Below are 15,050 nucleotides of genomic sequence, written 5' to 3' on the forward strand. Positions count from 1 at the left end.
GTTGTGTTTGTGCCAGCGGCGCTTCTGCTCGCTGGCCTACGCCCGGGGGCCTCGACTTCGACCTCCTCGATCCGGCCCAGCATCGCCAGCGCGGTGCGCCGGTGCTCCGGCAAGTGCTGCTCCACGGTGTGGAGCCGGTAGGCGGGCTCGGACGCGGTGCCCACTGGGTCGGCCTCTTGGCTGGCCGGGTGCTGGCGTGCAGGTAGGTGGCGCAGTACAGGCCAGCGCCAGCCGACGGTCCTGCCCACAGCCCTCGCACGGCAGGGCCACCGGAGCCTGGCGCTCGCGCTCCGCCCGCTCTTGGCCAGCCGCGCCAGCGACATCACGGTGACCCTGCCCTGCGGGATGAGCCAGTACCCCCGCGGGTGCGGGGACGAGCCCGACGGGCCTGGTCTGCCACTTGCTGGGGAAGTTCCTCACACCTCCCGCTGGGCGGAACACCACCCGGCAGGTCGTCGATCACCGATGTGAGAAATCAGAGTCGAAACCACGTGAATGAAAAACGCAGTTCTTGGTAGCGTCATCCCAGCTCAACAAGTGTCGTCCCCGCGCCCGCGGGGGTTGCTCCTCGGAGGTCAGCGGCGTCAGCAAGGGCATGACGTCGTCCCCGCGCCCGCGGGGGTTGCTCTTTGTCCTATGCGGGGTGCCGGTAAGAACTCTGTCACCAGCCGCAAACGGCGGTGATCTTGTGGGGGTGTCACCCGTGTGGGCGAGTCCAGGGTCGTACAGCTGCGCGGGGTGATGCCCCGAGAGGACGATCGACGACGTGGCCCGTACCCCTTTGGACCTGAACGACCTGGTCGAGCACTGGACGCTGTTGAAGGACGAGCAGGGGCTCGTGTCCGGCAAGCGCGGTGCGACGCGGCTGGGCTTCGCGGTGTTGCTGAAGTTCTACACGCAGTACGGCCGGTTTCCCCGGAACCGGGCAGAGCTGCCCAGTGAGGCGGTGGAGTTCGTCGCCCGGCAGGTACAGGTGCCTGCGTCCGAGCTGGACGCGTATGAGTGGAGCGGTCGGACGGTCGAGTACCACCGTGCGCAGATCCGCGGGCACCTGTGCTTTCGTGAGTGCAGCGTCGCGGACGCGGACAAGCTGACGGCCTGGCTCGCCGAGCACGTCGCCTGCAAGGAGCGGCGACCGGAGCAGGTGCGGGTGGAACTGCTGGCCCGTTGTCGTACGGAGTGCATCGAGCCGCCGACGGCGGGGCGGTGTGACCGGATCGTGGGGGCGGCGCTGCGGGCCGCCGAGGAGACGCTGACGGCGCGAATCTCGGCACGGCTCACGGTGGAGAGCGTCGAGCGGATTGTGGCCCTGGTCGCCGGCGCCGACCAGGAGGATGACGCCGAACCCGGTGACGCCGGTACTGGTGAGGGCGAGGACGGCCCGCCGGTCCTGGGGAAGATCAAGGAAGCGCCGGGCAACGTCAGCCTAGAGACGATGCTCACCGAGATCGACAAGCTGCTGGCGGTCCGCGCGATCGGGCTCCCGCCGGATCTGTTCGCGGACGTCGCGCCGAAGGTGGTGGCCGGATGGCGGGCGCGGGCCGCGGTGGAGTCACCCTCCCATCTGCGCACGCACCCGCTCCTGCTGCGGGTGACGCTGCTGGCCGCACTGCTGCACGAGCGGGAGCGGGAGATCACGGACACGCTGGTGGAGCTGCTGATCTCCACGGTGCACCGGATCGGGGCGCGGGCGGAGAAGAAGGTCACCGAGCAACTGGTCAACGCGTTCAAGAAGGTGTCGGGCAAGGAGAACATCCTCTTCAAGCTCGCCGAGGCGTCGATCGGCGAGCCGGAGGGCACGGTCCGGGAGGTCGTCTACCCGGCGGTGTCCGGCGGTGAGCAGACGCTGCGGGAGCTGGTCCACGAGTTCAAGACCCGCGGCCCGGTCTACCGGCGCACGGTGCAGACCACGTTGAAGGCGTCGTACACCAACCACTACCGGCGCGGGCTGATCAAGCTCCTGGACGTGCTGGAGTTCCGCTCGTCCAACCACACCCACCGGCCCGTGATCGAGGCCCTGGCGCTGGTGGCCCGGTACGCGGCGGCGGGCAACACCACGTACTACCCGCTGGGCGAGACGATCCCGGCGCACAAGGCAATGGGCGGGGACTGGGCCGAGGTCGTCCACCGCACCGACAAGCGCGGCCGGCGCCGGGTGGTGCGCATGGTCTACGAGGTCGTCGCCTTCCAGGCCCTGCGCGACCAGCTCAAGTGCAAGGAGATCTGGGTCGTCGGCGCCGACAAGTGGCGCAACCCGGATGAGGACCTGCCGCAGGACTTCGCCGCGCGGCGCGAGGAGAACTACCGCGAGCTGCGCAAGCCCTTGGATGCCGCCGTCTTCGTCGACGAGCTGCGCGAGCAGATGACCACCGAGCTGACGCTGCTGAACGACCGGATGCCCAAGCTGAGCTGGCTGGACATCGCCAAGCAGAAGTCCGGGGCGATCCGACTCACCCCGGCCGAGGCCCAGCCCGAGCCGCGCAACCTGCGCAGGATCAAGGCCGAGGTACAGCGCCGATGGGGCATCGTGCCCCTGATCGACATGCTCAAGGAAGCGGTGCTGCGCACCGGCTGCCTGGACGCGGTCACCTCCGTCTCCGGCGGCGGCAGCCTCTCGGCGGAGGTGCTGGCCGAACGCCTGCTGCTGGTCATCTACGCGTACGGCACGAACACCGGGATCAGGGCCGTGGCGTCCGGCGGCCACGGCCACACCGAGGACGAACTGCGGTACGTCCGGCGCCGGTATCTGTCGGCGGAGGCCGCCCGCGCCATCGCCGTCCAGATCGCCAACGCCACCTTCGCCGCCCGCAGCACCGATCTGTGGGGCCAGGGCTCGACCGCCGTCGCCTCCGACTCCACCCACGTGCGCGCCTACGACCAGAACCTGTTCACCGAGTGGCACTCGCGCTACGGCGGCCGCGGGGTGCTCATCTACTGGCACGTGGAGAAGAAGTCCCTGGCCATCCACTCCCAGCTGCTCAACTGCACCGCCTCCGAGGTCGCCGCGATGGTCGAGGGCGCGATGCGGCACGGCACCACCATGGACGTCGAGGCCAACTACACGGACTCGCATGGCCAGTCGGAAATCGGGTTCGGCATCACGCGGCTGCTGAACTTCGACCTGCTGCCGCGTATCAAGCGGATCAACAAGGTGAAGCTGTACCGGGCGGTGGCCGGCGAGACGGACGCCTACCCGCGGCTGACCCCGGCGCTGACCCGCCCGATCCGCTGGGAACTCATCGCCCAGCAGTACGACCAGATGATCAAGTATGCGACCGCAATCCGGACGCGGACCGCGTCCACCGAGGCGATCCTGCGGCGTTTCACCCGCAACGCCTCCCACCCCACCTACGCGGCGATGCTGGAGGTCGGCCGCGCCCAGAAAACCATCTTCGTGGCCCGCTACCTGCGGCTCCGGGATCTTCAGCGCGAGATCGAGGAGGGCCTGAACGTCATGGAGTCCTCCAACGGCGCCAACTCAGTGATCGCGTACGGCAAGGGCGGAGAGATCGCCTCGAACCGGCGCGACGAGCAGGAGATGTTCGTCCTGTGCCTGCGCATCCTGCAATCCGCCCTGGTCTACGTGAACACCCTGATGCTCCAGGACATCCTCGGCGAACCGGAGTGGGCCGACCTCCTCACCCCTGCTGACCGGCGTGGCCTGACCCCGCTGTTCTGGTCCCACGTGCGCCCATACGGCGAGGTCAACCTCAACATGGGCGCCCGCCTCAACCTCACTGCCGTCACTGTGCCTGGCCCCCGCGCATCGGAGGATGAGGGGCTCGGCCAAAGCGCTCCCGTCGCGCCTCGGTCTGAGCGACGATGACGGGATGACGTTGAAGCGCGTGGTGTTGGTCGTGACGTGCGTGATGGTCGCTGTCCTGGGGTGGGTGTTCGCCGTCTCGCAGTGGGAGACAGCTAGCCGGATTGCGACGGTGGCCTCCGCTCTCGCAGGTGTGGCAGCGGTAGGCATCGGGATCTGGGCAGCGCTCCCTGGCGCCAGCCAATCAACCATCGTCGTTCGCGAAACCAGCACCGCCAAGACAGCAGGCAAGGGCAACGCGGTCACGGGTTATCACGGGAGCGGATCTGCGCGCCCCGTCACCGTTGAGCGGACAGGCGATGCCGAAGCGACCGGAGACGGCGACGCCATCAGCGGGTACAGCGAGAAGTAGCCCAGGGCAGCAGCAGGGGGAGCGGTATGGCGGGACGGCGGGGTATTGAGGTTCGGGACACGGGTCAAGCGACTTCCGGGCCAGCAGGAGTGTCGATCAGCGGATACCACAGCGGCGACATCACGACCGTACATGTGCATGGTCGGGAGCCGGTCCCGTGGCCGCACCAGGTCGGTGTCATGCCCCGCGAAGCTGCGGCCTTCCAGGGACGAGACGAGGCCGACCAACTGCGGGCCATGGTGACTGACTGCGGCATTGCGGTGCTGTGCCAGGTGCTACGCGGCACCGGCGGCGTCGGCAAGACCCAGCTCGCCGCCCACTACGCGCGACAGGCGTGGACGGGGGGCGAATTGGATGTGCTGGTCTGGGTCAGCGCCAGCAGCCGTCCCGCCATCGTCTCCGCCTTCGCCCAGGCTGCCGAAGAACTTCTCGCCCTCGAACCTGGTGACCCCGAGCGATCTGCACAGGCGTTCCTGGGATGGCTTGAACCTAAGCCGCCAGGATTCGAGCCCGTGTGCCGATGGCTGGTCGTACTGGACGATGTGGCCGACCCCGCTGACGTGACCGGGCTGTGGCCAGCGAAGAACCCGTACGGCCGCACGGTGGTCACCACGCGGCGCCGCGATGTCGCTCTGCCTGGGCATCGGATCGACCTCGGGGTATTCACTCCGGACCAGGCAGTCGCCTACCTGACCGACTTCCTTGCCGAGCACGGACGGCACGATGATCCGGACGAGATCCGTGCGCTTGCCCAGGACCTCGGCTACCTGCCGCTAGCCCTTTCGCAGGCTGCTGCCTACATCGTCGATGCGGGCATTCCCGTCGGTTGCTCACCATGTGCCCACCGACAGTGCCCCAGCTACCGCCGCCGACTCGCCGACCGTGCCATCAGCCTCGCCAGCATGCTGCCCGAGCCCGGCACGCTGCCAGACGACCAAAACACCACCGTGGCCGCCACTTGGTCGCTGTCGATCGAACGCGCTAACAACCTCAACCCCACCGGTCTCGCCCGTCCCGCGCTTCAGCTCACGGCCATGATGGATCCGAACGGCATTCCCCAGAGCGTCCTAACCAGTGAGCCCGCCCGGACCTACCTCGCTCGGCACCGTGCCCAGGCTGTAGCCGAGCAGAGCGCCGCAGATGAAGTGACGGAGCTGGACGTGTGGGGTGCACTTCGTGCTCTGCACCGTCTGAGCCTCATCGACCACGACCCCGACTCTCCACAGCAGTCAGTGCGCATTCACCAGCTCATCCAACGCGCCGCCCGCGACACTCTCAGCCCCCAGGAGCACCGCCAGACCGTCCGCGCCGCCGGTGACGCCTTACTCGCGGTCTGGCCCGACCCCCACCTCCCACTAGCTCAGACCCTGAGAGCCAACGCACAAGCCCTCATCTACTGCGCTGGAGACGCCCTTCTCAGCGGGAGCAAGCACCATCACCTGCTTATGCACGTTGGCGTTAGCTTGAGCAAGGCCGGCCAGTTCACCGCTGCCGTGGAGTACTTCCAGGATCTGGTGGACAGGGCTCGGGCATCTCTCGGTCCGGACCATCCTGAGACCCTGCTTGCTCGGGACAACCTTGCCGCGAACCGAGGACAGGCAGGCGATGCACGCGGTGCGGTGGAAGCTCTAGCTGAGCTTCTGACTGACCGTCTGCGGGTCCAGGGGCCCGACCATCCAGACACTCTGGACACTCGCACCGGCCTTGCTCGATGGCGGGGAGAGGCTGGGGATGCGGCCGGAGCTGCCGACGCCTTCGCCGAACTGCTCACCGACCAGCTGCGGATCCAAGGACCCGACCACCCCAGCACTCTGGACACTCGCACCGGCCTTGCTCGATGGCGGGGCAAGGCTGGGGACGCGGCCGGAGCTGCCGACGCCTTCGCCGAACTGCTCACCGACCAGCTGCGGATCCAAGGACCCGACCACCCCAGCACTCTGGACACTCGCCATGCCATGGCGGACTGGCGCGGGAGCGCGGGGGATGCGCCTGGAGCTGCCGAGGCCCTGGCCGAACTACTGGCAGACCGGGTTCGGGCTCTCGGCCCTGACCACCCCGAGACCCTGAACGACCGATCCTGCTTGGCAAGGTGGCGAGGAGAGGCTGGGGATGCGGCCGGAGCTGCCGACGCCTTCGCCGAACTGCTCACCGACCGCCTGCGGATCCAAGGACCCGACCACCCAGACACTCTGGACACTCGCATTGATCTTGCTCGATGGCGGGGGCAGGCTGGGGATGCGGCCGGAGCTGCCGACGCCTTCGCCGAACTGCTCACCGACCGCCTGCGGATCCAAGGACCCGACCACCCCAGCACCTTGCTGGCCCGCCGTGGGCTGGCTGTCTGGCGGGCGGATGCTGGGGATGCGGCCGGAGCTGCCAAGTCCCTGGCCAAACTGCTCACCGACCAGCAGCGGGTCCAGGGGCCTGACCACCCCAGCACTCTGGACACTCGCTATTGGCTGGCCAGATGCCGGGGAGACGCTGGGGATGCGGCCGGAGCTGCCGACGCCTTCGCCGAACTGCTCACCGACCACCTGCGGGTCCAGGGGCCCGACCACCCAGACACTCTGGACACTCGCACCGGTCTTGCTCGATGGCGGGGGCAGGCTGGGGATGCGGCCGGAGCTGCCGACGCCTTCGCCGAACTGCTCACCGACCGCCTGCGGGTCCAGGGGCCTGACCACCCCAGCACTCTGGACACTCGCTATTGGTTGGCCAGATGCCGGGGAGACGCTGGGGATGCGGCCGGAGCTGCCGAGGACCTGGCCGAACTACTCACCGACCAGCTGCGGATCCAAGGACCCGACCACCCAGATACGTTGAGTACACAGGACGAGGTCGCTTACTGGATGGCTATACGACGGGGAGAGGCTGGGGATGCGGCCGGAGCTGCCAAGGACCTGGCCGAACTACTGGTTGTCCGGCTGCAAAAGCATGGACCCCACCACCACAGCACCCTGAGAACGAAAGACCAGCTCGCCCACTGGCGGAGGCGAGGCTCGACAGAAGCCGTTGCTCATCTATCGACCGATTGATGAGCAAGATCGATAAGCGGCGATGCGCGGCCGGATCGGCACCGGATCATGCCCATAAAACGGTGTCAGAAAGTCGATGTGCTCAAGAACTTGAGGAGCACCGTTTTCTGTACGATCTGGCGGGTGCAGCCACCCCAGGACGACGACACCGCTGATCTCCTCGCACCCGTTCCGGCCGTACGGACCGGCAGCCTCGTGGGATACGCACGCGTGTCCACCAAGGGGCAGGTGCTCGACCGGCCGGCAAGAACGCCGAACGCGAGGAACTGTGGAGGGCCCTCGACTACCTGCGCGAGGGCGACACCCTCGTCGTCCCGTCGCTGGACCGGCTCGGCCGTTCCATCCAGGACCTCATCGCGATCGTGTCCGGCCTGCGCAAGCGTGGCGTCGGCTTTACCTCGCTGCACGAGGCGCTCGACACGACCACGCCCGGCGGGCGCCTGGTCTTCCACGTGTTCGCGGCGCTTGCGGAGTTCATCCGCGAACTCATCGTGCAGGGCACCAACGAGGGCCTGGACGCCGCCCGCGCCCGCGGCGCCCGACTCGGCCGCCCGCCGGCAATGACGGAGGAACAGGTACGTCACGCCCGCGACCTGCTCGCCCGTCCGGAGAACACCGTCACCTCGATCGCGAAGCTCCTCGGCGTCTCCAGGAACACGATCTACAACTACGTGCCCGAGCTAAAGGGCGGTCGCCTCGCACTCGCTGAGGCGACGAGCACGCCGGAACTGCCCAAACCCACCAGGTCCGAGGACTGATCACCGCCGATTGCGGCTGGTGACAGCATTCTTACCGGCACCCCTATGCCGCGCAGCGGCGTCGGACAGGGTCGTCCCCGCGCCCGCGGGGGTTGCTCGGTGACGCCGGACCAGGCCCCGGCGCCGGGCGAGTCGTCCCCGCGCCCGCGGGGGTTGCTCCCGCGAGGCGATCCCGACGGCTGTCCACGTGGGGTCGTCCCCGCGCCCGCGGGGGTTGCTCGACAGCCAGGGCAGGTGTAGGCGGACCCCGAAAGTCGTCCCCGCGCCCGCGGGGGTTGCTCCCGCGAGGCGATCCCGACGGCTGTCCACGTGGGGTCGTCCCCGCGCCCGCGGGGGTTGCTCCGACGCGAGGGAACCAGCAAGGTTGATGGTCGTGTCGTCCCCGCGCCCGCGGGGGTTGCTCCGTCGCGTGCGGCAAGGTGGTAGGCGAGGTAGGGTCGTCCCCGCGCCCGCGGGGGTTGCTCTCCGGAACGCGGCCGGGGCTCATCTGCCCCTCTGTCGTCCCCGCGCCCGCGGGGGTTGCTCCTTCCGGCAGTCGCCGCAGGGTTCGAACGTCACGTCGTCCCCGCGCCCGCGGGGGTTGCTCGGTGCTGGACGAGTCGCGGTCGTGGCGGACGGGGTCATCCCCGCGCCCGCGGGGGTTGCTCGAACCGGGCCGTCCACGGCCGAGCGGGCTGCTGGTCGTCCCCGCGCCCGCGGGGGTTGCTCGGCGCAGGGGCTGACGCCCACGCGAACTCTGTGGTCGTCCCCGCGCCCGCGGGGGTTGCTCTGCCATGATGTGGCTCCGTCCTGTACGGGATGGATGCCGGGGCTGTCGTCCCCGCGTCCGCGGGGGTTGCTCGGGATGCCGGTCCCGCACCACCTGCTGGACGTCAGTCGTCCCCGCGCCCGCGGGGGTTGCTCCCCGCCCGGGAGCGGTGTCCCGTCAGGCTTGCGGTCGTCCCCGCGCCCGCGGGGGTTGCTCCAGCGACGTCTACGCGGCCGTCGTCACCCACGCGTCGTCCCCGCGCCCGCGGGGGTTGCTCCCGAAATCGGACCACCGTCGTCCTTGGGACCAAGTCGTCCCCGCGCCCGCCGGGGTTGCTCGCCACCCGGCCGGCCGTGACCCTGGAGCGGCTGGTCGTCCCCGCGCCTGCGGGGGTTGCTCCTTGTACATCTCCAGCGGCGTACCGAACACGACGTCGTCCCCGCGCCCGCGGGGGTTGCTCCCTCCAGGACCAGCGCCGCGCTAGCGCGTACGCGTCGTCCCCGCGCCGGCGGGGGTTGCTCGCCGGACGAAACCACGTTGAACTGCCCCATGCAGTCGTCCCCGCGCCTGCGGGGATTGCTGCCTCACGGGGTACTGCCATCGTGCAGCAAGGCTGTCGTCCCCGCGCTTGCGGGGGTTGTTCCCCCCCGCGTCGACGACAGCGACTGGCACCTCGCGTCGTCCCCGCACCCGCGGGGCTTGCTCCCGCACAGTGCCCCCTAGGAAGCCTTCCGCAGCCTCGTCCCCGCGCCCGCGGGGTTGCTCGAACTGGATCTCTTCGACCACTTCCGCGCGTACCTCGGTCACACCCCTCAGCGCTTCCCTAGCGGTCCGGCCAGCGATTCGGATCGTCTGACCGGTGGCCTTCGGGTCCTTCGTCGCAGACCGTGCACACGCCGGGGTGCAGGAGCCCCTCGAAGTAGGTGTGAGGGAAGCCGCCGGGGCCGTCGTATTCGCTCGCCGCGGCTTTCATGCAGTCTCTGCCGCGCGAGCACCGGCCGCAGCAGTCGTGATCGGTCATGTAGATGTGGTTGATCTTCTTGCTGCACCCCGTGTGACTGCACACGTAGTAGCCACCTGCATGGTTGGTGTACATGCGGGTGACGGGTTCTGGGCCAGTGCTGTCGTCGAACTGGTCGGGGTTGTATTCGGTCTCGGTCTCGTCGGCACTGGAGAGGGCGGCGGCGACGAGGACGATGGCTCCGGCCACCGCAGCGGCCACACCCAGTTTGCCAGCGACCCCGAGGCCGTTCCATCCGTCAACGATGCGCCGGTGCAGGGACTTTTCCTCGTCGCTGTCTCCTGACGGTGGGTCAGCCTGTATGTCCTCTGGCGAGGGTTCCGGGTGGTGCGTGGACTCGTCGGAGGTCATGGATCAAGCCTAGTGGTCGGCGGGTTCGGGGGGCCGGAGTTCGCCGAGACACAGCGCGGGGCCGGGGAGGTTGAAGACCAGGCGCCGGTGTGCGGCGTGCAGGGCACGCACGGCAGCGCGGCGTGCGCCGAGGGGGATGGGGTGCCCTCACGATCACGGTACGGCCCTCGATCGACGTCACCTCAGCTCAGGGACGCCCCATCCGTTTAGCGTTGATTTCGGCGAGAACTACGGGGCACAAAACGTGGAAGACCTGTACCCGCAGGACAAACGCGGCAGGATCACCGCCAAGGGCGGGGCGACGGAGTGGATTCACTGGCAGTCCGGCACCGCCCAGCTGCTGCCCCGACTCATCGCCCGCCGCACCCGCGGCCCGCTGTTCCTCACCGACCGCAAGGCCTCGGCCGGAACGCCGACGCTCGACGTGGGGCCGGAAACCGGTCGGGCCCGGCTCTCCTACCGTCGGGCTGAGGAGATCTTCGAGGAGGAGAACACCCGGCTGCTGGCCAACCCCCTCGCCTCACCCGACGACATCGAGGACCTGGACGGCTGGACCCTCCACCGGCTCCGCCACAGCGCCCTGACACACGATGCCGAGGGCGGCACATCCACGCCGATGCTGCTGGCCCGATCCCGCCACCCCTCCGTCCGCTCCCTAGATCGATACGCCCGTCCCGGCGTCGACGCCGTCGCCCGGCACGTCGCCGAACGCGACCCCGCCGCCCAGCGGAAGGGCTGACGCCTCCAAGATCAACTATTGGCGGCTTCTGGGCTCACCTCGGAGGCACCCCTCCCCGCGCCCGCGGGGGTTGCTCCCATCCGCGTCGGCTGCTCAGATCCCGGCCTGCGTCGTCTCCGCGCCCGCGGGGTTTGCTCGGCGTGCGCCATCTTCAGCGCGCCGACCCCGAGGTCGTCCCCGCGCCTGCGGGGGTTGCTCCAGTGCCTGCGCACTGAGCTGGTCGCCCGCGCGTTCGAGGCCGCGTCCATGGGGGGGCGCGGGGATCACGCCCCGATCCTCCGTGCTGGATACGCCCGGCGGCCCTCGGTTTCGGCCTCCGCGGTCCGGCCCAGTCGCCCGAGCGCGCTGCTCCAGTACTCCGGGAGCGCCTGCTGGACGGTGTGGGGCGGTGTACGCGAGCACGGACGCGGTGCCCACCGGGGCGGCCTGCTGGTCAGCCATCCATGGCGCGGAGGTAGGTGGCGCGGGCGTTGGCGATCTCGCGCTCCAGCGTCGCCCGTACCTCAGTGGGGACGGCGTCGTCGTCCGGGTCGGTTAGGCCGGCCGCCCAGGTGGCCGCGGTCAGGCCGGCCTCCTGGATAGCGGCCTCGGTCCGGCGTCGGTAGCCGCACGCCTCGCACAGCCCGGCCGACCGCTGGAGCCCGCGTTCTCGCACAGTAGGGCCTGGCGGACTGCGTCAGCGGCCACCGGGGCCTAGCGCTCGCGCTCCGCCCGCTCCTGGCCAGCCGCGCCAGCGACACCACGGTGACCCCGTCCCTGCGGGGCGAGCGAGTACCCCCGCCGGTGCGGGGACGAGCCCGAAGGGCGTGGTCTGCCACCTGCCGGGGAAGTTCCCACACCTCCGGCTGGGCGGAACACCACCTGCCAGGGCCGCGATCACCGATATGAGAAATCAGAGCGGAACCCACGTGAATGAAAAACCCAGTTCTTGGTAGCGTCACCCCAGCTCAACAAGTGTCGTCCCCGCGCCCGCGGGGGTTGCTCCCGCCTCCCCGCACTGCACCGACGGCCGACCGAGTCGTCCCCGCGCCCGCGGGGGTTGCTCCCAGCGCCGCGACGCGCGCCGGCCGGGCTTGTCGTCGTCCCCGCGCCCGCGGGGGTTGCTCTCCGGGACGGACGGCGGCGGGGGCGGCGGGCCGGTCGTCCCCGCGCCCGCGGGGGGGTTGCTCCCTCGTTGAGCGGCCGGGCGACCATGCGGCCTTGTCGTCCCCGCGCCCGGGGGGGTGCTCCCGCGCGGCCCCGGCCCCGACGTGGAGGCCGACGTCGTCCCCGCGCCCGCGGGGGTTGCTCCGTCGCGGTGGACTTGGGCTTGCCCCACAGTTCGTCGTCCCCGCGCCCGCGGGGGTTGCTCTCCGTCCGCCTGTACCAACGCGCCCGCGTCACGGTCGTCCCCGCGCCCGCGGAGGTTGCTCCCCGCTAGGTGGCTATCTCCCTGGCGGACGGGGCGTCGTCCCCGCGCCCGCGGGGGTTGCTCTGGCTACGCGGAGCACCACCCACGCGGCGACTCGTCGTCCCCGCGCCCGCGGGGGTTGCTCTCACAGCGGTGACGGTCGCGCTGAACGTGATCGGTCGTCCCCGCGCCCGCGGGGGTTGCTCCGCCTCCGTGACGCCGCGTGCCGCACCGAGGAGGTCGTCCCCGCACCCGCGGGGGTTGCTCGTACGAGCCGTTCCCTCGCAGCGGGTTCTTCGTCTCGTCCCTGCGCCCGCGGGGGTTGCTCCTGCATCGCGTGCTCGATCCCCTCGGCCCACGCCTCCTCCCCGCGCCCGCGGGGGCTGTTCCTCCCCCACCAGGTGGAATCACGAACCAGGCCGGTCGTCCCCGCGCCCGCCGGGATTGCTCGTCTGGGTCCTGGCAGACCCGGGCAACACCGGGGCCGTCCCCGCACCCGCGGGGGTTACTCTCGACCGGGAACGCCGTGAGCAGGAGGCCGCCCGTCGTCCCCGCGCCGGCGGGGGTTGCTCGCAGCTCGTCGCCAACTACGGACTGGGCTGACAGTCGTCCGTGCGCCCGCGGGGGTTGCTCCTTTCATATGCGAGCCAGACCACCCCGCAACGCGTCGTCGCCGACTGCGGCGACGTGCCCGGCCAGCTCCAGGGCGATGGCTGCCCACCGCTCGCCTAGCGAGGCGCTGGCGGCCGGGAGCTCGCAGGCCCGCTCGGTGACCAGCGCGCGATCGCGACTTCCAGGCCCATCGGCTCGCCCCCGTCCCGGCGCCCGGTACGGACGGGCCGTGGCTTCGTCTTTCTGCCCACCCCGTTTTGCCGGACCTGCGCCGTCGCGGCCCGTAGCGCGACGCGGGCCAGGCCCACACCGGATGTCTCGGCGCCGCTCCTGCCTGCCCCCACGGGATGTAGCCGAGGTTCAGGTGACCGAGGCTGGCCACCCGCTGCACCTGGTCCACCAGCCGCCCGGTGAACAGGCGCCGGGCCGACGTCTCGCCGCACCGGTCGATGTGGTCGAACACCAGCTGAGGGTCCTTCATCGCGCGCGCCCGCCAGTCGAGGACCTGGTCGCGGGTCAGGGCCTCGAGGACGAGCTTCTGCTCCTGGTCGACGTCGTCGACGGCCGGGACGGGCGCAGCGACCGGACGTGGGGCGGGCACCACGACCGGCGCCACCGGCGCGGCCTGGACGGCGGGAACCTGCGCAGCCGCGGCTTCGGCGCGGGCCTTCGCCGCCGCCTGCCGGGCGCGGACCTGCTCCCGCTCGGCCACGCGGGCCCATGCTCTGACCGTCACGTCGTGGTGGAGCTGCTGGGCGATGGCCGCCCGGCGCTCGTCCTCGGAGGCGTGCGGCAGCGCGGCCTACACGTCCACCGCGACCCTTCGGCGCTGCGCACGGCGGTCTTCCTGCCGGTCCTCGCGGCGGGCAGTCATGTCGACCCCGCTCAGCTCGGTGCTCATGCGATCACCGCCCCGGCCGTGTCGCCGTCCAGCGGGCGCGCGGCGAGTTCGGGCAGCCGGTCCGTCCACGGCACGGCCGCGGCCTGCTTAGTGTGCTCCGCCAGCTGCTCGCGCAGCCGTTCCAGCCGTGTCGCCAGCACGTACTGGGCGGCGCGCTCCCGGGCCGCGTCGGCGGCCTTCGTCGCGGCCGCGACGGCGTCCGCGACGTGCGGGTTGTGCTTGTACGTACCAGCAGCGGCACCCCTGTACGCCCGCCGGGCCTCCGCCTCGGCTTCCTCGGTCCGTCCCAGCCGTCCGAGGGCGCCGCTGCGGTACTCCGGCAAGGCCTGCTCCACGGGTGGAGCGCGGTGAAGGCGAGCGCCGACGCCGCCAGGACCGGATTCTCCTCCAGCGCGCCCGGCCCAAGCTGTTGGCGTGAGCCGCTCACGTTGGGCGGTCCGCCGTCCGGGCGAGCTCCACGATCTCGTCGACGGGCCTTCCGGTGTGCAGGGCGAGGGTCTGCGCGATGAGGTCGGTGAGGTCGGGCGAGGGCATGTTCCCATGCGCGTTGTACAGCGCGACCAGGCCGTGCAGCGCGGTCCAGAGCAGCAGGCCGGCGTGCCACTCCTACTCGGGGCCGCGACGGTCCTGATGTTCCGGCTGGTCCTGCCGGGCGCCGGCCAGGGAAGCGACGACGGATCCGAGGAGTTCCTCTCCCGCGCCGTGTGCGTTCGTGGGCACCAGCTCGGCGGGCAGCCCACCGCCGAAGAGCGTGCGGTACTGCCCAGGGTGATCGACTCCCCAGTGCACGTAGTCGGCGCACCGGGCGACCAGGTCGCCCAGGGGCCCCTCGGCGCCGTCCGCGGCCGTGCGCATGACCGCCGCGAGTTCGTCGTAGCGCAGCCGCAGCACGTGCTGGACGAGCGCGCCGGCAGCTGCTGGCCTGGCTCAAAGCCGCCGGGGATAGCTCAGAGCCAGGAACCCTGCCAAAACAACGCGGCCGTCCGTCCCGTCGGACCTCGGCGGGGTCATAGCGAACACAGGCACGCGGAAGGTCCCCGACGGGCCTCCTGCCACGGGAGCAGGTGGAGGTGGCGGAGACGGAGCTGGGCATGGAGCTGTGCGCCCGTCTCCAGCCGTTCCAGGACCGCTGCGACCAGGCCGTGGCTGTGGACGACGCGGACGGGCTCGCCGGGCTCTGTGGCGGCAAGCACGGCCGGTGGGGGCGGATCTGTGTGCTGCCCGACGGGCACGAGACCTCGATGGAGGAGCCGCACTGGGGCCGCAACAGCGAGGGCCGGCCGATCGCGTGGGTGGGCAGCGCGCCTGACGACTGGGGAG

Annotated in this window: 9 protein-coding genes and 1 CRISPR repeat array; of the genes, 5 read left to right on the forward strand and 4 right to left on the reverse strand. The window is 70.7% G+C overall.

Going from position 1 to position 15,050, the window contains the following annotated elements; all coding sequences use genetic code 11:
* The first annotated feature begins 766 nt into the window (after positions 1–766).
* The 4 genes from ACZ5CZ_RS34940 to ACZ5CZ_RS34955 all read left to right on the forward strand — a co-directional run bounded on the left by ACZ5CZ_RS34940 (position 767) and on the right by ACZ5CZ_RS34955 (position 7,968).
* Positions 767–3,826: a Tn3 family transposase gene (locus ACZ5CZ_RS34940; protein WP_468948681.1), complete on the forward strand. Its 3,060-nt coding sequence runs from the start codon at positions 767–769 to the stop codon at positions 3,824–3,826.
* A gap of 4 nt (positions 3,827–3,830) precedes the next feature.
* On the forward strand, positions 3,831–4,175 hold the full coding sequence (locus ACZ5CZ_RS34945) for a hypothetical protein (RefSeq protein ID WP_468948684.1): 345 nt from the start codon (positions 3,831–3,833) through the stop codon (positions 4,173–4,175).
* A gap of 179 nt (positions 4,176–4,354) precedes the next feature.
* Complete coding sequence (locus tag ACZ5CZ_RS34950) at positions 4,355–7,210, forward strand: tetratricopeptide repeat protein (RefSeq protein WP_468948687.1); 2,856 nt, start codon at positions 4,355–4,357, stop codon at positions 7,208–7,210.
* 287 nt (positions 7,211–7,497) lie between these two features.
* Positions 7,498–7,968 (forward strand): recombinase family protein, encoded by a 471-nt coding sequence (locus tag ACZ5CZ_RS34955; RefSeq protein WP_468948762.1) that lies wholly within the window; start codon positions 7,498–7,500, stop codon positions 7,966–7,968.
* A gap of 70 nt (positions 7,969–8,038) precedes the next feature.
* Positions 8,039–9,359: direct repeats of the CRISPR family, unit length 28 nt; unit sequence GTCGTCCCCGCGCCCGCGGGGGTTGCTC.
* Between the two features lie 180 nt (positions 9,360–9,539).
* Here ACZ5CZ_RS34955 and ACZ5CZ_RS34960 read toward each other — a convergent pair.
* Positions 9,540–10,088, reverse strand: a complete 549-nt coding sequence (locus ACZ5CZ_RS34960) for a hypothetical protein (RefSeq protein WP_468948690.1) — start codon at positions 10,086–10,088, stop codon at positions 9,540–9,542.
* A 244-nt stretch (positions 10,089–10,332) separates the two neighbouring features.
* Between ACZ5CZ_RS34960 and ACZ5CZ_RS34965 the strand changes: the two genes are divergently transcribed.
* On the forward strand, positions 10,333–10,827 hold the full coding sequence (locus tag ACZ5CZ_RS34965) for a site-specific integrase (protein ID WP_468948692.1): 495 nt from the start codon (positions 10,333–10,335) through the stop codon (positions 10,825–10,827).
* Between the two features lie 433 nt (positions 10,828–11,260).
* Here the strand turns inward: ACZ5CZ_RS34965 and ACZ5CZ_RS34970 are convergent, their stop codons facing one another.
* The 3 genes from ACZ5CZ_RS34970 to ACZ5CZ_RS34980 form a co-directional block, all read right to left on the reverse strand.
* Positions 11,261–11,482, reverse strand: coding sequence for a hypothetical protein (locus ACZ5CZ_RS34970; RefSeq protein ID WP_468948695.1), 222 nt, complete (start codon positions 11,480–11,482; stop codon positions 11,261–11,263).
* 2,244 nt (positions 11,483–13,726) lie between these two features.
* Entirely contained in the window at positions 13,727–14,065 is a 339-nt protein-coding gene (locus ACZ5CZ_RS34975) for a hypothetical protein (RefSeq protein ID WP_468948698.1), read from the reverse strand.
* Between the two features lie 271 nt (positions 14,066–14,336).
* Positions 14,337–14,621: a TetR-like C-terminal domain-containing protein gene (locus tag ACZ5CZ_RS34980; RefSeq protein ID WP_385847780.1), complete on the reverse strand. Its 285-nt coding sequence runs from the start codon at positions 14,619–14,621 to the stop codon at positions 14,337–14,339.
* Between the last annotated feature and the right edge of the window lie 429 nt (positions 14,622–15,050).

This window comes from Streptomyces sp. NPDC031418 (assembly GCF_055581605.1).